General features: G+C 62.1%; 16 protein-coding genes, 1 tRNA gene and 1 pseudogene. 9 read left to right on the forward strand and 9 right to left on the reverse strand.

From position 1 onward, the window contains the following. Positions 1–121: 121 nt before the first annotated feature. Complete coding sequence (locus IB241_RS22640; protein ID WP_192300430.1) at positions 122–889, reverse strand: AraC family transcriptional regulator; 768 nt, start codon at positions 887–889, stop codon at positions 122–124. 189 nt (positions 890–1,078) lie between these two features. Here IB241_RS22640 and IB241_RS22645 point away from each other — a divergent pair, with 189 nt between their 5' ends. Genes IB241_RS22645 through IB241_RS22665 form a run of 5 tightly spaced genes read left to right on the forward strand, consistent with a single transcriptional unit; the run spans position 1,079 to position 7,499 of the window. Beyond that, a complete protein-coding gene (locus tag IB241_RS22645; RefSeq protein WP_192300431.1) occupies positions 1,079–2,704 on the forward strand; it encodes an APC family permease in 1,626 nt (541 codons plus the stop codon). A 12-nt stretch (positions 2,705–2,716) separates the two neighbouring features. Then, positions 2,717–3,643 (forward strand): 4-hydroxyproline epimerase, encoded by a 927-nt coding sequence (locus IB241_RS22650; protein ID WP_192300432.1) that lies wholly within the window; start codon positions 2,717–2,719, stop codon positions 3,641–3,643. Between the two features lie 37 nt (positions 3,644–3,680). Then, positions 3,681–4,628 (forward strand): dihydrodipicolinate synthase family protein, encoded by a 948-nt coding sequence (locus tag IB241_RS22655; RefSeq protein WP_192300433.1) that lies wholly within the window; start codon positions 3,681–3,683, stop codon positions 4,626–4,628. Positions 4,629–4,688: 60 nt separating this feature from the next. Then, entirely contained in the window at positions 4,689–6,260 is a 1,572-nt protein-coding gene (locus tag IB241_RS22660) for an aldehyde dehydrogenase (NADP(+)) (protein ID WP_192300434.1), read from the forward strand. Positions 6,261–6,263: 3 nt separating this feature from the next. Next, on the forward strand, positions 6,264–7,499 hold the full coding sequence (locus tag IB241_RS22665) for an NAD(P)/FAD-dependent oxidoreductase (RefSeq protein ID WP_192300435.1): 1,236 nt from the start codon (positions 6,264–6,266) through the stop codon (positions 7,497–7,499). Between the two features lie 203 nt (positions 7,500–7,702). Here IB241_RS22665 and IB241_RS22670 read toward each other — a convergent pair whose 3' ends face one another. From IB241_RS22670 to IB241_RS22690, 6 genes and pseudogenes are all read right to left on the reverse strand, one after another. Beyond that, the gene (locus tag IB241_RS22670) at positions 7,703–8,686 is read right to left on the reverse strand and encodes a GlxA family transcriptional regulator (RefSeq protein ID WP_192300540.1); all 984 of its coding nucleotides are present in this window, start codon (positions 8,684–8,686) and stop codon (positions 7,703–7,705) included. Between the two features lie 70 nt (positions 8,687–8,756). Next, positions 8,757–8,867: pseudogene (locus IB241_RS27800) on the reverse strand (signal peptidase I); the annotation flags it as partial. Positions 8,868–9,171: 304 nt separating this feature from the next. Further along, on the reverse strand, positions 9,172–9,780 hold the full coding sequence (locus tag IB241_RS22675) for a LysE family translocator (RefSeq protein WP_192300436.1): 609 nt from the start codon (positions 9,778–9,780) through the stop codon (positions 9,172–9,174). Positions 9,781–9,931: 151 nt separating this feature from the next. Further along, positions 9,932–10,111 carry a hypothetical protein gene (locus tag IB241_RS22680; RefSeq protein ID WP_192300437.1) on the reverse strand — a complete coding sequence of 60 codons (180 nt, stop codon included), beginning with the start codon at positions 10,109–10,111 and terminating at the stop codon, positions 9,932–9,934. Between the two features lie 218 nt (positions 10,112–10,329). Continuing rightward, positions 10,330–10,403: transfer RNA gene (locus IB241_RS22685), tRNA-Cys, on the reverse strand. Positions 10,404–10,615: 212 nt separating this feature from the next. Continuing rightward, the gene (locus IB241_RS22690) at positions 10,616–12,904 is read right to left on the reverse strand and encodes an acylase (protein ID WP_192300438.1); all 2,289 of its coding nucleotides are present in this window, start codon (positions 12,902–12,904) and stop codon (positions 10,616–10,618) included. A 237-nt stretch (positions 12,905–13,141) separates the two neighbouring features. Between IB241_RS22690 and IB241_RS22695 the strand changes: the two genes are divergently transcribed. Beyond that, a complete protein-coding gene (locus IB241_RS22695; protein ID WP_192300439.1) occupies positions 13,142–13,522 on the forward strand; it encodes a fe2+ zn2+ uptake regulation protein in 381 nt (126 codons plus the stop codon). Position 13,523: 1 nt separating this feature from the next. Here IB241_RS22695 and IB241_RS22700 read toward each other — a convergent pair whose 3' ends face one another. Beyond that, complete coding sequence (locus IB241_RS22700) at positions 13,524–13,718, reverse strand: hypothetical protein (protein ID WP_192300440.1); 195 nt, start codon at positions 13,716–13,718, stop codon at positions 13,524–13,526. A 306-nt stretch (positions 13,719–14,024) separates the two neighbouring features. Here IB241_RS22700 and IB241_RS22705 point away from each other — a divergent pair, with 306 nt between their 5' ends. Further along, the gene (locus tag IB241_RS22705) at positions 14,025–17,561 is read left to right on the forward strand and encodes a membrane-targeted effector domain-containing toxin (RefSeq protein ID WP_192300441.1); all 3,537 of its coding nucleotides are present in this window, start codon (positions 14,025–14,027) and stop codon (positions 17,559–17,561) included. A gap of 18 nt (positions 17,562–17,579) precedes the next feature. Here IB241_RS22705 and IB241_RS22710 read toward each other — a convergent pair whose 3' ends face one another. Then, positions 17,580–18,491, reverse strand: coding sequence for a LysR family transcriptional regulator (locus tag IB241_RS22710; protein ID WP_192300442.1), 912 nt, complete (start codon positions 18,489–18,491; stop codon positions 17,580–17,582). A gap of 121 nt (positions 18,492–18,612) precedes the next feature. Here IB241_RS22710 and IB241_RS22715 point away from each other — a divergent pair, with 121 nt between their 5' ends. Both IB241_RS22715 and IB241_RS22720 read left to right on the forward strand, forming a co-directional pair. Further along, a complete protein-coding gene (locus tag IB241_RS22715) occupies positions 18,613–19,608 on the forward strand; it encodes an aldo/keto reductase (protein ID WP_192300443.1) in 996 nt (331 codons plus the stop codon). Positions 19,609–19,744: 136 nt separating this feature from the next. Beyond that, entirely contained in the window at positions 19,745–21,739 is a 1,995-nt protein-coding gene (locus IB241_RS22720) for a methyl-accepting chemotaxis protein (protein WP_192300444.1), read from the forward strand. The last annotated feature ends 71 nt before the right edge of the window (positions 21,740–21,810 follow it).

Here is a 21,810-nt window from a genome sequence, read left to right on the forward strand (position 1 = left end):
GAGACTCTTGGTTCCAGGGCATGATCAGTTACCTCCTGATCATGCGTATTAACCTGTAAACCATGTCCCCGGTTAGATATGTAAACGATGTCCCCGGTTTGTACCGGGGCAAGCCCGCTCACTACAAGCCGTCGCGGTACTGCCGAGGGGTGAATCCGGTGGATGCCTTGAACTGGCGGGTGAACGCGCTGTGGTCGGTGTAGCCGCACTGCAAGGCCACTTCGGTAATCGGCAGGTCGGTGTGCAACAAGCGGTGGGCGTGTTCTAGGCGCACTTTCTGGATCATCTGGCGGGGCGTGAGGTGGAACACGCGCTTGCAGTAGCGCTCCAGTTGCGCCACGGAAATCCCGGCGATCTGCGTCAGCTCACCCAGGGTTACGCGGCGGTTGAAGTGCGTGCGGATGTATTCGTCCACCGCAGCCAGGCGCTGATACGCCGGGTGGGTTTCACTCGCCGATTGCAGGTCCACCGAGATACCGCCGAGGCCGATGATCGCCCCCTCGTGGTTGTACAGCGGCCATTTGTGGGTCAGGCACCAACCCGGTTCGCGAGTGCCGTACAGGTGCAGTTCCAACTGGTCTTCGAGGACAAATCCCTGCTCCAGCACGCGCCGGTCCTGTTCGGTGTAGCCCGGCCCCAGTTGCGCGGGAAACACTTCGGCGCTGGTCTTGCCGAGCAGCGGTTGCAACTGCTTGAGGCCGCAACGTTGCACCAATGTACGGTTGGCGAGCACGTAGCGGGCCCTGGTGTCCTTGATGAAAATCGCCGCATTGGGGATCACATCCAGCATCGGCAACAGTTGCACCATGCCGGCCAATAACTGCTCGATGGTGTGGGGACGATTCACCTCACTGCCTTGGCAAAGGGTCGCAAACGCGGTCGGCATCATCTGTGTTTATCCCCTCGTTGAACCCCTCGACGCGTAGCAGATTGCACCATGCCTGGAGCGCTGTCGAGCGACGCCAACTGTGCCGATTTCGTCATTCATGCACGCAAAAAACATCAATCGCGCCGCCCCTCGTGAGTTCACGCTATGGCCACTGCATGCCTATCCAATAACTCACAAGAAGGCGACGCTATGTCAGGTCAAGGCAAGTTCAAGAAGCAACTTTCACTGATGGATCTCACCTTTATCGGCCTGGGTGCCATCTTCGGTTCCGGCTGGTTGTTTGCGGCCAGCCACGTGTCGGCCATCGCCGGCCCCGCGGGGATCATCTCCTGGCTGATCGGCGGTTTCGCGGTGCTGCTGTTGGGCATTGTGTACTGCGAACTCGGCGCCGCCCTGCCCCGCGCCGGTGGCGTGGTGCGTTACCCGGTGTATTCCCACGGCCCGTTGCTGGGCTACCTGATGGGCTTTATCACGCTGATCGCGTTTTCCAGCCTGGTGGCGATTGAAGTGGTCGCTTCGCGTCAATATGCGGCGGCGTGGTTTCCCGAGCTGACCAAAGCCGGTTCCAGCGACCCGACCACCCTCGGCTGGCTGGTGCAATTGGCCCTGCTGTGCGTGTTTTTCATCCTCAATTACCGCAGCGTGAAGACCTTCGCCATCGCCAACAACCTGGTCAGCGTATTCAAGTTCATCGTGCCGCTGTTGGTGATTGGCGTGCTGTTCACCTTCTTCAAGCCGGCGAATTTCCAGGCCCATGGCTTCGCGCCGTTTGGCCTGTCGGGTATCGAGATGGCCGTGTCGGCCGGTGGGGTGATTTTCGCTTACCTGGGGCTGACGCCGATCATTTCGGTGGCCAGCGAAGTGAAGAACCCGCAACGCACGATTCCCATCGCGTTGATTCTCTCGGTGCTGCTGTCGACGGCGATCTACGTGCTGCTGCAAACCGCGTTCCTCGGCGGCGTGCCTACCGAGATGCTCGCCGATGGCTGGGCCGGGATCAGCAAGCAATTGGCCCTGCCGTACCGCGATATCGCCCTGGCCCTGGGTGTCGGTTGGCTGGCGTACCTGGTGGTGGCCGACGCGGTGATCTCCCCCAGCGGCTGCGGCAATATCTACATGAACGCCACGCCGCGGGTGGTCTACGGCTGGGCGCAGACCGGCACGTTTTTCAAGATCTTCACGCGTATCGATGAAAAGTCCGGTATCCCGCGCCCGGCGCTGTGGCTGACGTTCGGCTTGTCGGTGTTCTGGACCCTGCCGTTCCCCTCCTGGGAAGCGTTGATCAATGTGGTCTCCGCCGCGCTGATCCTCAGTTACGCAGTCGCCCCGGTGACCGTCGCCGCGCTGCGCCGCAATGCTCCCGATATGGCGCGTCCGTTCCGGGTCAAGGGCATGGCAGTGCTGGGCCCGCTGTCGTTCATCATCGCTGCGTTGATTGTGTACTGGTCCGGCTGGAGCACAGTGTCCTGGCTGCTGGGCCTGCAAATCCTGATGTTCGTGGTGTACCTGCTGTGCGCCCGCTGGGTGCCGACCGCGCACCTCAATCTCAAACAGCAAGTGCGTTCTTCTGCGTGGCTGATCGGCTTCTACGCGGCCATGATCCTGCTCTCCAAACTCGGCAGTTTTGGCGGCATCGGCGCCATCGGTCACCCCCTCGACACCGTTGTGGTCGCCGTCTGCGCCCTGGGCATTTACTACTGGGGCGCGGCGACCGGCGTACCGGCGCATCTGGTACACCTGGAGTCCGACGACGCTGAAAGCGAAACCGTCGGCGACGCTCACTACGCCACCCCGCTGGCCCCGGCCACTCACTGAATGGAGGCTTTTATGAAGCGCTTGCACGTCATCGACTCCCACACCGGCGGCGAACCCACGCGCCTGATCCTGGACGGCTTCCCGGCCCTGAGCGGCAGCTCCATCGCCGCGCAGTTGGACAACCTGCGCAGCGAGCACGATCAATGGCGTCGCGCCTGCCTGCTGGAACCGCGCGGCAATGATGTGCTGGTCGGCGCGCTGTATTGCGCGCCGGTCACACCCGGCGCGACCTGTGGCGTGATCTTCTTCAACAACGCCGGTTATCTGGGCATGTGCGGCCACGGCACCATCGGGCTGGTGGCGTCGTTGCATCACCTGGGGCGCATCGCCCCCGGCGTGCACACCATCGACACGCCGGTCGGCCCGGTCGCCGCCACGTTGCACGCGGACGGCGCCGTCACCCTGCGCAACGTACCGGCGTATCGGCATCGTCAGCAGGTGGCGGTCGATGTGCCGGGCCATGGCCGGGTCCTGGGCGACGTCGCCTGGGGCGGCAACTGGTTTTTCCTGGTCTCGGAACATGGCCAACGCTTGCAGATGGACAACGTCGACGCCCTCACCGACTACACCTGGGCGATGCTCAAGGCCCTCGAAGCCCAGGGCATCCACGGCGCCGACGGGGCGCTGATCGACCATATAGAACTGTTCGCCGATGACGCCACGGCCGACAGCCGCAATTTCGTGATGTGCCCCGGCAAGGCTTACGACCGCTCGCCCTGCGGCACCGGCACCAGCGCCAAGCTGGCATGCCTGGCCGCCGATGGAAAACTCGCACCCGGTGAAACCTGGCTGCAAGCGAGCATCACCGGCAGCCAATTCGAAGGCCGCTACGAATGGGACGGCGAACGCGTGCGCCCATTCATCACCGGCCGCGCCTACATGACCGCCGACAGCACCTTGCTGATCGACGCGCAGGACCCTTTCGCCTGGGGCATCTAAGGCCCCATCCACTTGAACGTTCCAAGGAGTTAGAACAATGAGCGACAACATCTTCACCGGCTGCATTCCCGCGCTGATGACCCCGTGCACCGCTGCGCGCAAGCCGAACTTCGACGCGCTGGTCGCCAAGGGCCGCGAGTTGATCGACGCGGGCATGAGCGCGGTGGTGTATTGCGGCTCGATGGGCGACTGGCCGCTGCTGACCGAGGCCGAGCGCCAGGAAGGCGTGGCGCGCCTGGTGGCCGCGGGCGTGCCGACCATCGTTGGCACAGGTGCGGTGAACAGCCGTGAGGCAGTGGCCCATGCGGCCCACGCGGCCAAGGTCGGCGCCCACGGCTTGATGGTGATCCCCCGAGTGTTGTCCCGCGGTGCGTCCGCCACGGCGCAAAAAGCGCACTTCTCGGCGATCCTCAAGGCCGCGCCCAACCTGCCGGCAGTGATCTACAACAGCCCGTACTACGGTTTTGCGACCCGCGCCGAGCTGTTCTTCGAACTGCGTCGTGAACACCCGAACCTGATCGGCTTCAAGGAGTTCGGCGGTGGCGCGGACCTGCGCTACGCGGCGGAACACATCACCTCCCAGGATGACAGCGTGACCTTGATGGTCGGCGTCGACACCCAGGTGGTGCATGGTTTCGTCAACTGCAACGCCACCGGCGCCATCACCGGCATCGGCAACGCCCTGCCCCGCGAAGTCCTGCAACTGGTGGCCCTGAGCAAACAGGCGGCCAAGGGCGATGCCAAGGCCCGGCGCCTGGCCCGCGAGCTGGAGGCCGCACTGGCGGTGTTGTCATCCTTCGATGAAGGTTGCGACCTGGTGCTGTACTACAAGCACCTGATGGTGCTCAACGGTGACCAGGGCTACGCGCTGCACTTCAACGAGACGGACGTGTTGAGCGACGCCCAGCGCCGTTATGCCGAGAACCAGTACGCACTGTTCCGCCAGTGGTACGCCAACTGGTCGGCTGAGCAGAACTTCGACTGAAGCCTTGTGCGCCGCTGTGCTTTGCGCAGCGGCCAACCCTCTTTTTTCCAGGACGACCCCATGACTCTGACGGGCACGATGCTGATCGGTCAGCACTCCCTTTGCGGCAATCGCGATGCGATCCGGGCGATCAACCCCGCCACCGACACCCCCTTGGAACCGGCCTATGCCGGTGGCAATGCTGAACAGGTGGCCCAGGCCTGCGCGTTGGCGTGGGCCGCCTTTGATGGTTATCGCGAAACTTCACTGGAGGCGCGCGCCCGTTTTCTGGAAGCCATCGCCGCGCAAATCGAAGCGCTGGGCGATGCCTTGATCGAGCGCGCGATGGCCGAAACCGGCCTGCCGCAAGCGCGTATCAGCGGCGAACGCGGGCGCACTTGCGCGCAGCTGCGTACCTTCGCCCGCACCGTGCGTGCCGGGGAATGGCTGGATGTGCGGGTCGATAGCGCCCAGCCGCAACGCCAACCCCTGCCGCGCCCGGACCTGCGTCAGCGGCATATCGCGCTGGGCCCGGTGGCGGTGTTTGGCGCAAGCAATTTCCCCTTGGCCTTTTCGGTGGCGGGCGGCGATACCGCCTCGGCATTGGCCGCCGGTTGCCCGGTGATCGTCAAGGCCCACGGCGCCCACCCTGGCACCAGTGAGCTGGTGGGACGTGCCGTGGCCCAGGCGGTCAAGGACTGCGGTTTGCCTGAGGGCGTGTTTTCGCTGCTGTACGGGGCCGGGCGCGAAGTGGGAATTGCGCTGGTCACCGACCCACGTATCAAGGCGGTGGGTTTTACCGGCTCGCGCAGCGGCGGCGTGGCGCTGACCCAGGCGGCCCAGGCGCGGCCCGAGCCGATTCCGGTGTATGCCGAGATGAGTTCGATCAACCCGGTGTACCTGTTTGCTGCGGCCCTTGAGGCACGGGCAGAGAGCTTGGCCAAAGGGTTTGTGGCGTCGCTGACCCAGGGCGCCGGGCAGTTTTGTACCAATCCCGGCCTGGTGATGGCCGTCCAGGGCCCGGCGCTGGAGCGCTTCCTCAGCACCGCGCGGGCACTGCTCCCGCAATGCCCGGCGCAGACCATGCTCACGCCCGGTATTTTCCAGGCTTACGAGGCAGGTGTCGGCGCCCTGGCTGAACACGCCGAGGTGGTTGCCAGAGGTCTGGGGGCGACTGGGCCGAACCAAGGCCAGGCGCACCTGTTTGTGACCCAGGCGAGCGAGTTTTTGAGCAATGCGCAGTTGCAGGCCGAAGTGTTCGGTGCGGCGTCGCTGGTGGTGGTGTGTGCCGACGATGAGCAGGTGCGCCAGGTCAGCGAACACCTGGAAGGCCAGCTCAGCGCGACCTTGCACCTGGATGAGGCCGACCTGACACGTGCCAAGGCCCTGCTGCCGGTACTTGAACGCAAGGCCGGGCGCCTGCTGGTCAATGGCTGGCCGACCGGCGTGGAGGTGTGCGACGCCATGGTCCACGGCGGGCCCTTCCCGGCTACGTCGGATTCGCGCAGCACGTCAGTGGGCACCGCGGCGATCCAACGGTTCCTGCGCCCGGTGTGCTACCAGGATTTTCCCGACGAGTTGCTGCCCAGCGCGCTCCAGGCAGGCAACCCGCTGCTGTTGCGCCGCCTGCTCGACGGTTCGAGGGAGGTCTAGGCCATGCCCGAACCCGACATCATAGTGGTCGGCGCCGGTATCGTCGGCGTCGCCTGTGCCCTGCAACTGGCGCGTCAGGGCCCGCGTGTGGTGGTGGTCGACCAGCAGGCACCGGGCATGGGCGCCTCGTGGGGCAACGCCGGCCACTTGGCAACCGAGCAAGTCTTCCCGATTGCCGACGTGTCGATCCTCAAGCGCCTGCCCGCGATGCTGCTGGACCCCATGGGCCCGCTGCGCCTGGACTGGAAATACCTGCCCCGCGCGCTGCCGTGGTTTATCCGCCTGCTGCTCAACCTGCGTCCGGCCAGTTACCGGCGCACCGTGGCGGGCATCCGCGCGCTGAACGAAGGCAGCCTGGGCGCCTGGCAGCGTTTGTTGCAGAGCATCGAACGCCCAGGGTTGTTGCATGAAAATGGCTCGTTGCTGGTATTTGAACGCGCCGAATCCCAAGCCGCCCTCGACGCGCTGCAACAGCGTATGCAACAGCAAGGCGTGCCTGTGCAGGCGTGGACCGGCAGTGCCATACGCGAGGCTGCGCCGCAGTTGAGCGAGGGTATACGCGGCGGGTTGTTTTTCCCGGCGACCGGGCACTTTGTAGACCCTTATCGGGTGGTGTGCGAGTTGGTGGAGGCGGCCAGGGCCAGCGGCGTGACGTTTCTCCAGCAGCGTGTAATGGATGCCTGCCTTGAAGGCGCAGGCGTCGCGTTGCTGACCGACCAGGGCAAGCTGACGGCGCGCCAGGTGCTGATCGCCTGCGGTGCGCATTCGGCCAAACTGACCGCGGCCTTGACCGGTAAACAGGTCCCGCTGGACACCGAGCGTGGCTATCACCTGATGCTGCCCCAGGAAGCGCAGCGCCTGCCGTTTGCGGTCACCTCGCTGGAACGCAAATTCATCATGACGCCGATGGCGGGCGGCTTGCGCCTGGCCGGCACGGTGGAATTCGCCGGGCTTGATCGCCCCGCGAACATGCAGCGCGCCTGGCAGTTGCACCGGTTGAGTGACGGGTTGTTCCGCCAGCCACTGAGCGTGACGGATGCCACGCCGTGGATGGGTTTCCGGCCTTCGCTGCCGGACTCTCTACCGATTATTGATCGGGTGTGTGAGGGCAAAGTGCTGCTTGCGTTTGGGCATCAGCATTTGGGGCTGACGCAGGCGGCGGTGACGGCGGAGTGGATGGTGAAGCTGTGGAAAGGTGACTCAGCGCAGTGTGGGGCTTACCGATTGGGGCGGTTCTGAGGGGGATGTATTGCCTGATACACCGCTTTCGCGGGCAAGCCCGCTCCCACAGTTGATTGGTGTTGCCGGGCTGTCAGCGCTCGGCTGGAGATCGCCCAGACACTGCTAGTCCTCTGTGGTGTCGAGCTTTAGCGAGGCTGCGAAGGCGGCGGTACTGTTGGTAGAGACATTTCCCCTCAACCATGGAACCTGCAACATCTGCTCTACTTGACCAGCCGCTTCTCCTTGGACGGGCGGTAGCCAAAGTAGGAGCTGTAGCACTTGCTGAAGTGGCTCGGCGATACAAACCCGCACGCCACCAACACTTCCACCTGGGACAACTCCGTGTGCTGCAGCAACCGCCGCGCCTCGGTGACGCGCAGTTCCATGTAGTAGCGCTGCGGCGTGGTGCCCAGTTGTTCCTTGAACAGGCGCTCCAGCTGGCGTCGCGAACGACCGGCGTAGACCGCCAGCTGGTCGAGTTCCAGGGGCTCTTCGAGGTTGGCGTCCATCAGCTTGACCACCTCGCGCAACGGTGCGCTGACGCTGATGTTTTCAGTCGGCTTGATGCGCCGGTAGCGTGACTCTTCAAACGCCAGGATGTCCTCGATACCTTCGACCAGCGCTTTGCCGTGCAGGCTTTTGATCCAGTCCAGGGCCATGTGGAAGGCCCCCGAAGGGCTGGACGCAGTGAGTCGGTCGCGATCGATCACAAAGGGTTCGCTGGTGACCTGCGCCGCTTTCGACACTTCCGCCAACGCGGGACGGTGCTCGGGGTGGATGGCGCAGTGATAGCCCTGCAACAATCCCGCGCGGCCAAGGAACCACGAGCCATTCCACAGTCCCGCCAGACCCACCCCATGTTCGGCAGCCGTGCGCAACACGTGGATGAAGTCTTCGCCAGCCTTGAGTTCGGTGCGAAAGCCACCGCAGATAACCAACAATTCCAGGTCGTGCAACGCCGCCACATCCAGGCGCGCATCCGGGCGGATCACCAGGCCCAGGTCGCTGATCACTTCGCCGTCGCCCCAGCCAAAGGTGCGCGAGGCAAACAGATCGGGGCGCAGCAGGTTGGCGGTGACCAGGGTGTCGAGGGTCTGGGTGAAGGCCGGCAGGGAAAAATGTTCGAGCAGCAAAAAACCGACGCGGGTGACCGGCGACGGCTGTTGGGAGGGGTCATTCAGGTAGCGCAGGTTCTTGCCTTTCATGCCACCGCTGAACTGGCGTCTTTCCATCGAGGGTTAGCCCACTTTTATTGTTGATGCAGTGGGCGCCATCTTAGAGGATTGGCGCACCAAAACGGCGAAATCGTGGCTTCCGGTGATCCAGGATCGGCGCGGACGCCAGGATAGGCTGCGCGCGGCCGATCAGCAATCGGCGCGGTACATACAACGATTTAAACAGCCGGTTTATGCCTGATCTTGAGAAAACCGCCTGCCGGCAAAACCCGTGGCCGAGCGCTTGCAAGTGCATCTGATACGGTTTTTTCTTTGCTATCTGCCTCTGTATCGAAAGCGCCTGCAAAGAGACAATGGCGCCACTCCCGACACCCTTGTCGAGCGCGGCAGGACTCTTCCTGACGCCCCCTTCCCTTCGGAGGCCTTATGACCAAGATGGCAATTTTCCTGTTCGGCTTTTTAGTGCTGACCATCGGCATCGGCCTGTTGGCGACTATATCGCCGGTCTAATGCGCTCAGCTGGCAAACAGCATCGGGTACAACGACAGCACCAGCAGCCCGGCCATTGACCCGTTGAACACGCGCAACAGGCGCGGCTCGCGCAACACATTGCGCAGCCCGCTGCCGCAGACGACCCAGACGCACACACTGGGCAGGTTGACCACGGCAAACACCAGGGCAATCACCAGCACGTTGGTGACATAGCCCTCCGCTGGCGTGTAGGTGGTGATCGCGCCCAGCGCCATGATCCACGCCTTGGGATTGACCCACTGAAACGCCGCGGCACCGAGAAAAGTCATAGGTTTGCCGTGCTCGTCATTGCTCTCGGACATGCCGCCGGACGTCGCAATCTTCCACGCCAGGTACAACAGGTACGCCGCGCCCACATAGCGCAGCAACGTGTACGCCCACGGCAACACCTTGAACACCTCTCCCAGCCCCAGGCCGACCGCAATCACCAGCAACATGAAGCCGATACTGATCCCCAGCGCGTGGGGCATCGAGCGACGGAAGCCGAAGTTCACCCCCGACGCCAACAACATGGTGTTGTTGGGACCGGGTGTAATCGAAGACACAAAGGCGAACAGCACAAAGGCTGACAGCAGGCTGGTAGACATGAACATGACAGAGCATCCAGGCGCGGGGTGACAGGCCTGTGACAGTAGAGGTTTGCAGCGCCGACCGCCCCGTACAGCTGGGGGTGGATCGGGGAATACACTTTGGCCACATGAAAAAGGGAGCAAGCCATGACAGCTTGCTCCCTTGACTGGCTACTTAACGCGGACCACCGCCACCCCCAAAGCCTGGGCCACCATGCCCACCACCTTGACCGTGCCCACCACCACCACCACCACCACCACCACCACCTGGTGGTGGCATGAACATCCAGCAACCCGATAACGTGGACAACAAGGCGACCACGACGGCGGCCTTGGTCAGGTAATTCAACTTCATGACAACACTCTCACTTGGCAATATTTGTTTCGCGAGTGTTATGACAACCGCAAGTCGAGGGAGTCACGGCTATCGTGTAACGCGTTGGTAGGGTTTGTATTTGAATGAATACAGGTGGTTCAGGGCTCCCTGTTCGGGGGTGGCTATGTTGCGGCGATAGAGCTTTATCCAAGGCAATAAAAAACCCCGTAGACGCTAATCTACGGGGTTTTCAAGAGTGGAGGCCGAGGTCGGAATCGAACCGGCGTAGGTGGATTTGCAATCCACTGCATAACCATTTTGCTACTCGGCCTCAAACGATCAATGCCCTGAACACTGGCACTCACCGCATGCAAACTTGAGTGGGCTAATGAAGCCTGCCTCTACTCTAACTCATTGAATACATTGAAGTTTTTAATGCTTCATTGCGTTCGATGGGCGCCATTATGTACGCATTTACCAAAGCGTGCAACCCCTTGATTTCAAAAATATTTCGCAGCGCTATCAAGGGGTTGCGCGCCTGCCCTACTCCTGGATCAGTTGTTGCCGGTACTGCGGGTCGGCCTTGATCTGAGCGTCGGTGAACGGCAGCGGGCTGAGTTTTTTCTGCGAGAAAGCCTGGGTCTGGTCCTTGGCGTGCGTGGATGCAGGGTCGCTGGACAGGGAGAACGCGAGCAAGCCCTGGGCATGGGGGCCAGTGTCGTCGAAGGTGACGATTTGCAGGTAGCTGCTGCCACTGACCACTTCCCGTTTGCCATCGGCGCGCGGCACGGTTTGCATGGCGTTGTAGATGCCCAGCTCCTGGGGGCCGCCGTGGATCGGGGTCTGCCCGCTGACTTGCACATCGCCCCAGCGGCTGTTGGCCGTCAAACCGAGCTTGGCCACGTCGGCGGTGGACGCCAGCATCGCTTCGCGCAGCGCCGTGGCGACGGGTGCGCGCTCGATGGCCACGCCGCGGGGCGTGGTCAACGGCTGCGTCGGGTCAAAGGCGACGCGCCAGGCGTCGGGGATCTGCTGCAGGTATTCCATCAGGTTGATGAAGTGCACCAGGCCCACGCCGCTGTCGAGGTTGGCGTGCTGGTCCCAGTTTTTCAGGCTGGTGCACAGCGGCTGCAAGGCCACGGCATCGGCGCCCAGGTGTTTGGCGCAAAATGCCATCAGGTCGGGCATCACCTGGCCGGCCAGGTACACCTCGTTGTCCATCACCATATGTTGCAGATCAGCAACGCCGATGGGCTTGCTCTCCAGCGATTGCAGGCGTTGCACGGCGAAACGCGCACGCGGGCCGAGGCCGATGTGGTCCTGGCTGATCACTGGCGAAAAGCCGCTCAACGGCGCCTTGGGGTTGGCCAGCCAGGCCGAGTCATTGGAGTGCTGCACATAGTCGCTGCGTTCCAGTTGCGGCAGTTGATCAGCGGCGAAGATCCCGGCCTGGGCTGCACGCGGGTCGATGTCCCAGGCGCAGGCGCTGTGGGCGCCGTCGAGCACGATCAGTTGCAGGCCGGCACGCGGATCGCTGCATTGGGCGAGCTTGGCCTGGCTGACGTTGGGCACTACCGACAGGTTCATGTACAGGCTCTGACCCTGGTCGTCCGCCGCCACCGTGTTGACCCACGGGATACCCTGCAAGGTATGCACCGAGGTTTGCAGTTCCTTGAGATTGGCGGCGCGGTTCATCGCGTACCACTGTTGCAGCACGCGATCATTGCCGAGGTTGGCATCACGCAGGCTAAAGGCGTGGTGCTGGTCCCAATCAAGCTTGCCGGGCCATTGCACCACCGGGCCGAACTGGGAACTGTAAAGCGTCTGGGACACGGCTTTAAGGCTGCCATCGGCCTGCCTGGCTTGCACCGTTACCGCGGTTTTATCCAGCGCGATCGATTTGCCATCCAGCAGATAGCGCGTGGAATCCTTGGGGTCCAGGGTCAGGCGATACAGGGTGAAGTGCTTGGACGTGTCGACCGTATGGGTCCAGGCCAGGTGCTGGTTGAAACCGATATTGATCAACGGCAGGCCGGGCAATGCTGCGCCCATCACGTCCAGTTGTCCGGGGATGGTCAGGTGCATCTCATAAAAACGCATGCCACCCACCCACGGAAAGTGCGGGTTGGCCAACAACATGCCGCGGCCATTGAACGAACGGTCACGGCCGACCGCTACCGCGTTGCTGCCACGGTCCAGGGCAAAGCGCTGTTGATTGGCGGCAACCCGCTCAAAGCCCAGGGCACGGGTCTGTACCCCGGCGGTCACGGCAGGCGGCGTGGCACCCGCCAACGCTTCGGCAAACTGCCCCACCCCACCTTCGACCAGCAAACGCCGGGTGAGCTTCACCACGTCTTGCGCGGTGATCGCCCGTACCCACGCCGCCTGGCACTGAGCTGGCGCGCCGTGTTCTTTCAGATAACGGTTGTAGCCCGCCACGTACCCCTCGACCCGCTGCCGGATCTGCGGGGTTTGTGCGTTCCAGAAGGCCGCGACGGCCTGTGGCGTGTTCAGCCAGGTGAAAAACACATCGCTGGCCAGGTTGTTGCGTTCCTCCAGCGTCGCCTGGTCCGGGCCGAAGAAGCGCGACCGCTGCCCGTTCACCGTGACCACTTCGTTGGCCAGCAGGCACAGATTGTCCTGGGCATACGCATAACCGATGCCGTAGCCCAGGCCACGTTCATCATTGGCACGGATATGGGGCACGCCGTACCCGGTACGCCGGATCTCTGCCGACGCCGGCGTCACCGCCTCCCGTGCCGATGCCGCCAGGCTCAACCCCAGCAACACCCCTGCCACACATACCCTGGACAACCCGTTGGACATAATCACGCCGACTCCACAGTCAAATTGAACACCCTCGCAAGGGGTAGTTACCCCACCGTAAGGACGCAAAAAACCCGGAAAAATTTAGGCGACAACGGGGTTTATCGAAGAGGGCCGCAATGTGACAAAAGCGATACCGACAAAATTTCTACATCTGGAACTTCATGATTTCTGTCGCTCGTACGTCTTATTAACCAAGAGCGCTCATTTTCCTGATCAGGCTCTGATAAGGAGTTTTATTGCATGTACAACTCGCAACTGCCCACGGATGGACACTCACCCGCCGCCGATGCCTCGTTCGGCCGCGGCGGCCAAGCGTTCGGCAAGGCGCCCGAGCAGCACGGCAACCAGCGTATCCGCCACTTGCTCAAGTATTTTGGCCTGCGTACCAGCCTGATCCGGCTGAAGGTCATCGACGCCCTGCTCACCGCTGCCGACAACCAGCGCACCCTCGGGGTACGCGGCGTGCACAGCCATTTGCTGGAGTTGGGCATTCCGCTGTCGTTTCTCAGCGTGCGTGAAGTGCTCAAGCGCCTATGCAGCGAGGGCGTGATCACCCTCAATGCGGACAAAAGCTACAGCCTCCATGAAGAGGCTGCCAAAGTACTCGAAGGCCGCGCCTGACTCAGAAGTTGGGCTTGACCTTGCGGCGCATGATGCCGTTGATCACCACCACGGTGACGGCCACGCCGATCGCGATGTACTGGAACGTCTTCTCGCTGATCACCCCAGTGTTCTGCAAGTAGGACAGGCCAAACATCGTCCCCAGCACCACCAGGGAAATCAGAATCGAATATTTCAAGCGTTGCTTTTGAGTCATGACAGTTCCTGAATCTTGAGAATGTATCAGCGGTGTATCACCACACATGCCCACTCGCGGGCATAGGCCGCAGTCAGCAGGCCACCATGTTACAGGCGATGACAGGCTTTGGCATATCGGCTGCCTGATTGATGAACCCGCGAGCCCTTCAGCCTGCGCGCCCGCATCAAACATTCGAAACGCCTTCTGACCGTTTGCGCGGAACCGTCCTCCCTCCTGCACTCACCTAGCTAGAGCCCATCACGGAAAGAAGCTACACACTCCAATCCCACGGATGTTTGGGCACTACGCCATTGAGTCACCCACATGATCCTCTTTCCCCTCTCTCCGTACATTCCGGGTGTTATGACGAACGCCGCAGCGTCAGCCCACCAACCGAACCGTGCACAGTCTCCCGTCCGCCACGCCGATACACCGACCCACATTCCGCCCGCAGAAGGCTTTAAAATCGCAGCCGCCGACCAGGAGAACCTGCGCCAACTGGCCAACCACATCCGTGGTATTGCGCTGCTGTGGACCGATTCGACCTCCGCGCAAACCATATCCAGTGCGTTGCACAATTGGACGATGCCGATTGCCCCCGACTCGTCCTACCCCGATAAACCGCTTTCCAACCCCAGCGTGGCGCAAGTCATCACCCGCCTGGGCTTCCAACTCCCGACCAGTCTGGCGCAGGCCATTGCCCTGCGGGACAGGTTGGATCAAAAAGCGCTGGCCCCCTTGGTAGGCAATGCCGGCGGTGGCCTGTCCTGGCCCGTGCCGCTGGATGCCGCCCAACAACAGGCGATCAGCGACACGATAGACCGCAACAGCGCCGGGCTTGCGGGCCTGCCCCTTGCCGACCGACGCAAAGGGGCACTGGATTACTTGCTGGAGCAGACGCCGCTCTCCAGCCAGGAGCTGCAGGACCCGCACAACGCCATCGAAAAACTGCTCAAGTCACCAAGGGCCGAGGCGCTGGGCCTCGCGATCCAGACAAAGTTGGGGGGTATTGCCACCCCTGACAGCCTGTCCGAATACGTGCTGAGCGCTATCCAACTGGGGCTCGATCGCGAGTCAGTCCGCCAGCCCGGCAGGACCCGCGTGGCCGGTTTCGACTGGGCACAAGAGCAACACTGGGGCAAGCCGGTCTCGAGCGTGCTTGAAGGCCTGAAAAACCACCTCGTTGCCACCGGCAAAGCCACCCCTGCCACGGCACCGTTGGCCGCACACCTGTTGCTCAGCCGCGTTGCGCCGGCTTTTCTGGTCAAGGACATCCCCGATCAGATCGTATACGGCAGCCAAGCCCACACCACGTTCTGCATGGCGGTGGCAAAGGTGGAGCAAGAAGCGCTTGGCGCGTCGGCAAAGATGACCTACGCGCAGGTCATGCAGCGCGCCGATCAAATCCCCGAACCCGCCCCCGAGCATGCGCTGCAAGCGAACTTGATCGAGTGGGGAATAGTCAGTGGCGTGTTGCAAAAATCAGTTGATGGCGTTTACACCCCGCAACAACTGGAGAGGGTCAGGGCCGCCTTCGATGACCAGCAAAACCAGCGCCTGGCCGCCAGTGAGTCAATCAATACCGACCTCCCCACGCGCAAAGGGGTCGCGCTGGCAAAGCTCAAGCAAGCGTTTCCCGAAATGGACCCGGCACTGTTTGAAAAACCGCTCCTGCAGCTGGACGAAGCGTACAAGCAGGGCCCACAGCCACTCTATGACCCCAACCTGCGGCCCGTAGGCCTGTATTTTTCAATGCTCGATGTGGCTATGGGGCAAAGCCCCCTGGGCAAATGGAAGACCTCCGATAAGCGCATCCCGCTCGACAAGTTCAACAATAGCCCGGCACGCAGTTCGTTCCAGGCGTTCGACAGCGAGTTCACCAAGGCCATCGACACGCGCAAAAGTGCGATTGCCACCACGGTACGCCACCTGATTTCACAACTGCCACTGGAAGACCGCAAGCGGCTGGAGACGGGAAACATCAGGTTTTTCCACGAGTCCACCTACGACGGCAACAAGGTGACGGCAAAAAACCTGGTGCTGAGTTTCAAGGTCGAGCAAGAGGGCCAACGCTCGATTTACCAGTTGGATATCCAGAACCTCAAGATCACGCGCAAAGACAACTACATCGACTTGAAAGACGTGACATGGCAAGACGGCAACCGGCAAATCCGGCAAACCGAGTTCAAACCCAAAGCCGGCGGTGACGCCGCGCAAGCTGAACGCCCGTCGACAGGGCCTGCACTGCCTGACAGTTTTTCCAGCGCCCGCAGCCACCTCATCGCCAATGCCTTTGTCGAGCACCTTGACTACGACAACCCCGCAATCAAACAGGAAGCGATGGGCACAACCCCCCACGAGCGGCAACTACAGGCACAAGACAACGCGCGCGAGTTCTTTCTGAACCTGATCCCGTTCAGGTCCGCGATCGTCAACTTTTCCCAGGGCAATATCGCCGACGGCGCATTGGATCTGGGCCTGGACCTCTTCAGTTTCTTGACCGCCGGTGCGGGCACTGTGGGCAAGTTAGGCAAGTTGGGGTCCGCCGCCGTGTCTGCCGGTACGAAATATATCAAGGGCGCGAAGGTGATCGGGGCCGCGGCCATCGGCGCCCTCAACCCGCTGGATGGCATGGGCGACCTGCTGATAGGTGCCGCGCGAATAACAGGTAAAACCGGCAAGCAGTTGTTCAAGGGCGCGCAAGCGCTGGGCAATGCCACCGGAGCATTAGCCGAAAAAACCATGAGCACACTCAAAGGCGCAAACGGCAGTTACGATTTGATCAAGGCCAGCCAGGCCCATGGCGCGGCCTCAATCGGCACGTTCAAGTCGGCCGACCAAACCATTGAAACCGTCGCGATTCACCACAACGACAACTGGTACGCCTATGACCCAGTAAAAAACCAACCCTACGGCGGGCCGATCCAGGACTTCCAGCCCTCCTACACACTGGCGCCGTCGCCCGTCGCCTCTTCCCCGTCGCGCAAACACCGCGTCACGCCGTACAGCGTCAGCCAACGCCCGCCGCGTACCAGAAAGCCGTTACCCGAAGGGGAATATGCCACCGCCATGAAAGGCAAGCTGGAACCTGATCACTTCAAGCCCGATACCAAGTTCGAAACAATGAAAAAGTTCGTCGAGGAGCTGTTTGACCATTACGCCAAGATCGGCACCAACATGCCCCCGCGCCCGCCTATTCCAACGGTCACCAAGCCGATACCGCCGGCTGAGCTGCTCTCGCAAGCACTCAAGACCTCGAACGGCGTGGTACTGGGCGAACTGCATCACGAAATGGCCAGCTTCAAGACCCTGTTCGATAATGCGCAAACGTTGAAAAAAGAGGGCGTCAAGCGCGTGTATATGGAAGGGCTGCTGTCTCGGCCGGATTTACCCGACGGCCTTCAGGATGACGGTATCAGCATGCTCGGACGCACAGGCAAGCCGCGCACATCGCCAAGCTTCACGGAACTCAAGGCCAAGTTGGAAGCCAACGGCATCGAGATCGTGCCACTCGACCACTATTACCTCACCCGGCACAAGGATGTTAAGGCACTTTACGGCCCCACCAAGACCGGCTTCGGCTCTGAACAACGGCTTCGAGAGTTCAACTATTACGCGACCAAAACCATCGAAGCCACTTCCAACGGCGAAAAATGGGTGGCCCTGGTAGGCATGTCGCACATGAAGACATCCGAAGCGGTGCCGGGGCTGGCCGAAATGACGGGCAGTACGGCGATCGGCGTGTTCAATAACGTCAAACCCATGCCAAGCATGGGCTACGCCGCGAAGGTTCCAGCCCCTGACCCGAGCAAGCCGTTGGGCCACAAGGACTATCCAGGCGACTTGCGCATATTCGTGTAGCCGCCAGCGGCGTCGCAGTCATCGCCTCAGTCCAAGGCCTGGAGTGGCGCATAGCTCCACCAGCCAATCCACAAACACGCGTACCCGCAGGGACAGCTGGCGGTGCGGCGGATACAGCGCCGTCAGTGCCATTGCGGGTACCGTCAACCGGGGCAACACCTCGACCAGCCGCCCCTCGGCCAACTGGCGCAGGGCATGGTAATGCGGGGCCTGGATCAAGCCATACCCTGCCTCACATGCCGCAAAGTAACCGTCGGCGCTGTTAACCGCGACGCTCTTGGCCAGGTTGATCGGGCGCAACTCGGTCCCCACTTCAAATTCCAGGCCATAGCGCTTGCCAGTGGTGCTCGATACGTACTCGACCATCTGGTGATGCACCAGGTCTTCAAAGCACTCGGGCACGCCCATGCGCGCCAGGTAAGCGGGGCTGGCCAGGGTTACCTGCTCAAGCATCGCCAAGGGGCGCGCCACCAGCGACTCATCCAGCGCCGGGCCACCACGCAGCACACAGTCCACACCTTCGCGGATCAGATCCACCGGGCGATCATTCAGGCCGATTTCCAGTTCGATATGCGGGTAGCGCGCCGTGAACGTCGGCAATGCGGGAATCACGATGCAGCGCCCAATGCCCGACGGCATGTCCACGCTCAAGGTGCCGCGCGGGTCTTGCCGACGGGTGGAAAATACCGCCTCGGTCTCCTCCAGGTCGGCCAGCAAACGCACGCAACGCTGGTAATACGCAGCGCCGTCCAGCGTGGGGCTGACCTGGCGCGTGGTGCGTTGCAACAGTTGCACCCCCAGATACGCCTCCAATTGCTTGATCAGCACCGTCACCGAAGCGCGCGGCATTTGCAGGCTGTCTGCGGCCTTGGCGAAGCCGCCCAGTTCGACAATCCGGGTAAACACGCGCATTGCATTAAAACGGTCCAAAACCCGGGCCCCTCGCTGATGATTATTTAGATAATCCGAATAGTGATAACTGTTTTAGCCGGTTTATCCCAATTCTGTCGAGGATAACAATGGAGCCCTTCCCACCCCAGGCGTTTAACACATGCACACACGTCAACTCGGTAAAAACGGCCCCCACGTCTCTGCCATCGGCCTCGGCTGCATGGGCATGACCGATTTCTACACCCCCGGCACCGACACCACGGAGGCCACCGCGACCCTGCATCGCGCCCTGGAGCTGGGGGTGAACTTCCTCGACACCGCCGACATGTACGGCCCGCACACCAACGAAGCGCTGATCGGCAAAGCCATCGTCGGCAAGCGCGACCAGGTGTTCCTGGCCAGCAAGTTCGGCATCGTGCGCGACCCGGCCAACCCGACGCTGCGCGGTGTCGACGGGCGCCCCGAGTACATCCGCAACGCCATCGACGGCACCTTGCGCCGCCTCGGCGTGGAGACCCTCGACCTCTACTACCAACACCGCATCGACCCCGAAGTGGCCATCGAAGAAACCGTCGGGGCCATGGCTGAACTGGTCAAGCAAGGCAAGGTGCGTTACCTGGGCCTGAGCGAAGCGTCGGCGGCCACCCTGGAGCGGGCGCACAAGGTCCACCCCATCAGCGCCCTGCAAAGCGAATATTCGCTGTGGAGCCGCGACCAGGAAGACAACGGCTGCCTCGCCGCCTGCCAGCGCCTGGGCGTTGCGTTTGTGCCCTACAGCCCGTTGGGCCGCGGCTTTCTCACCGGCGCACTGCAAAGCCCGGACGATTTCGACGCCGACGACTATCGCCGCCAAAGCCCGCGCTTCCAAGGCGAGAATTTCGCGAAGAACCTGCAACTGGTGACACAGGTGCAGGCCCTGGCGCGGGACAAGGGGGTCAGCGCCGGGCAACTGGCGCTGGCCTGGGTGTTGGCGCAAGGCGACTACATCATCCCCATTCCGGGGACCAAGCGACGCAAGTACCTGGAAGAGAACGTCGCGGCGCTGGAGGTGCGCCTCAGCCCGAGTGAATTGGCGGCGCTGGAGGCGGTGTTTGCGGCCGATGCCACGGTCGGCCTGCGTTATCCCGAAACGGTGATGGCGATGCTGAACATCTGAACACCCCGGAGCGCCCTGAAGCGGCGCTCCAACTTTCTTGTACGATCGTACCTAAAGCTCTGGCTCGCCAAGCCGATAGCCCGACGAAGCTCTAATAAAGCCGCGTGAATAACAAACGCTTCGTAAGGACGATCCCATGCCCCCACTGCGCTCTATCCAAGCCCGCTATACCGTGTTTCTGGTGCTGTTCGTCCTGGTGTTGTTTGTGTTGACCATCGTCGGCATCGGCCAACTGGTCGCACCCACGCTGCGCCATACCGAAGAACAAGTGGTGCTCAACCGCATCAGCGAAGTCGCCGAACAGATCCAGGGCGAGCTGAACAAGGTTCAGGCCCAACAACGCACTATCACCCAAACCATTCCCCTGCTCGACAGCGATGCCATCGACAAGGTCCTGCCTGGCCTGGTCGACCAGTACGGCGAGCTGAAAGTCTTCGGTGGTGGCATCTGGCCGCTTCCCAACCAGCGCACCCCCGGGCGCAACAAACACAGTACGTTCTGGCACCGTGATGCTTCGGGCAAGCTGACGGTCAATACCTTCTGGAACAGCGACCCGGCCCCCAATTACTACGACCAGAGTTGGTACAAAGGCGGGCTCGCTTCACCTCGCGGCCAATGCGCCTGGGCGGCGGCCTACAAGGACGACGCCAGCCAGGAGCCACGCACCAACTGCGCCATGGCGATCCAGCGCGACGGTGCCGCCTATGGCGTGGCGACCATCGATGTGACCCTGGGCTTCTTCAATGAGTTGGTGGCCAGCAAGGAAAAAGACATCGGTGGGCAAATGCTGATCGTTGAAGGCGACGGCAAGATCATCAGCAACAGCTCGCGCATCAGCAGCCCGGTGGTGTTGAAAAACATCAGCGAGCTGACTGGCACATCGGCCTTCGCCGCCCAGGTCAGCAAAGCCCTGGCCCAGCGCAACCAAGCGTTGCAGCGCAGTGAGTTCGACAACGGCGGCGTCGCCAGCACCTTTTACATGCGCCCGATTGAAGGCACCCCGTGGTTCCTCGCCACCGCCCTGCCCACCTCGCTGATCACTGCCCAGCGCGATGATGTACTGGGTACCCTGGCCCTGCTGCAAATCCCTATGGTGTTGCTGCTGGTGCTGCTCGCGGTGTACGCGATCCGCCAATTGGTGCAGCGCATGACCACGCTGAAAAGCAATATCGAGGCGCTGTCTGCCGGCGACGCCGACCTGACCCGACGCATCACCATCCGCGCCGAAGACGAACTGGGCGCCATCGGCCACTCGGTCAACCGGTTTATTGTCTACCTGCAAAACATGATCGGCGAAGTCACCCAGGCCACGGGTGCCATGTCCTCGAGCCTGGAGCAATTGCAACAGACCTCGGCGCAGACCAACCAGATCCTGCTGCGACATGCCTCGGAGACCGACCAGACCGTCACCGCCATCACCGAAATGAGTTCCACCGCCGACACCGTCGCGCAAAACGCCGCCGAAACCGCGGCCTTTACCCAGCGTGCCAACGAACACGCCGACCGTTCCCGTGTGGTGGTGGGTGAGGCGTCCAACAGCGTCAGCGCGTTGATCGGCGAAGTTTCCAGTGCCACCCAGAGCGTGGAAAACATGCGCCAGGACGCCGCGCGTATCACCGAGACCCTGGGGGTGATCGGCGCGATTGCCGGCCAGACCAACCTGTTGGCGCTCAACGCCGCCATCGAGGCGGCGCGGGCTGGCGAGCAAGGCCGTGGGTTCGCGGTGGTCGCCGACGAAGTGCGCGCACTGGCGGCACGTACCCAGGCCAGCACGTCGCAGATCAACGAGATGCTGGTGCGCCTGACCACGGGGGTCAGCACGTCCGTCGCGGCCATGGAAAACACCCAGGCCAGTTGCCAGTCGGCCGCCGACGCCACGGCGCGGGTGAACACCGGCCTGGACGAAATGGCGGGCTCGGTCAGCCACATCAACAACCTCAGCACCCAGATCGCCACGGCCGCCGAGCAGCAAAGCGCAGTGACCGAGGAGATCAACCGCAGCATGGTGCACATTCGCCATATGGTCGAAGAGTTGGTGCAAAGTGGTCACGCCACCGAAGCCAATACCCAAAGCCTGCTCGACGCCAATGGCCGGGTTATTGCACTGATGAGTCGCTTCAAAGTCCGTTGATCAACTCGCCAAGGTCTCCCGTGCAAAGCGCGGGAGTCGGACTATTCTGACAGCTCAAGGTGTTTAGCCAC

The sequence above is a fragment of the Pseudomonas sp. PDM05 genome (assembly GCF_014851685.1).
GTDB lineage: Bacteria > Pseudomonadota > Gammaproteobacteria > Pseudomonadales > Pseudomonadaceae > Aquipseudomonas.

Coding starts and splice junctions, on each gene's coding strand:
- IB241_RS22700 (WP_192300440.1), bottom strand. CDS start 13,718: ATGACTCAAAAGCAACGCTTGAAATATTCGATTCTGATTTCCCTGGTG.
- IB241_RS22665 (WP_192300435.1), top strand. CDS start 6,264: ATGCCCGAACCCGACATCATAGTGGTCGGCGCCGGTATCGTCGGCGTC.
- IB241_RS22680 (WP_192300437.1), bottom strand. CDS start 10,111: ATGAAGTTGAATTACCTGACCAAGGCCGCCGTCGTGGTCGCCTTGTTG.
- IB241_RS22670 (WP_192300540.1), bottom strand. CDS start 8,686: ATGAAAGGCAAGAACCTGCGCTACCTGAATGACCCCTCCCAACAGCCG.
- IB241_RS22645 (WP_192300431.1), top strand. CDS start 1,079: ATGTCAGGTCAAGGCAAGTTCAAGAAGCAACTTTCACTGATGGATCTC.
- IB241_RS22650 (WP_192300432.1), top strand. CDS start 2,717: ATGAAGCGCTTGCACGTCATCGACTCCCACACCGGCGGCGAACCCACG.
- IB241_RS22660 (WP_192300434.1), top strand. CDS start 4,689: ATGACTCTGACGGGCACGATGCTGATCGGTCAGCACTCCCTTTGCGGC.
- IB241_RS22715 (WP_192300443.1), top strand. CDS start 18,613: ATGCACACACGTCAACTCGGTAAAAACGGCCCCCACGTCTCTGCCATC.
- IB241_RS22675 (WP_192300436.1), bottom strand. CDS start 9,780: ATGTTCATGTCTACCAGCCTGCTGTCAGCCTTTGTGCTGTTCGCCTTT.
- IB241_RS22695 (WP_192300439.1), top strand. CDS start 13,142: ATGTACAACTCGCAACTGCCCACGGATGGACACTCACCCGCCGCCGAT.
- IB241_RS22705 (WP_192300441.1), top strand. CDS start 14,025: ATGATCCTCTTTCCCCTCTCTCCGTACATTCCGGGTGTTATGACGAAC.
- IB241_RS22640 (WP_192300430.1), bottom strand. CDS start 889: ATGATGCCGACCGCGTTTGCGACCCTTTGCCAAGGCAGTGAGGTGAAT.
- IB241_RS22655 (WP_192300433.1), top strand. CDS start 3,681: ATGAGCGACAACATCTTCACCGGCTGCATTCCCGCGCTGATGACCCCG.
- IB241_RS22720 (WP_192300444.1), top strand. CDS start 19,745: ATGCCCCCACTGCGCTCTATCCAAGCCCGCTATACCGTGTTTCTGGTG.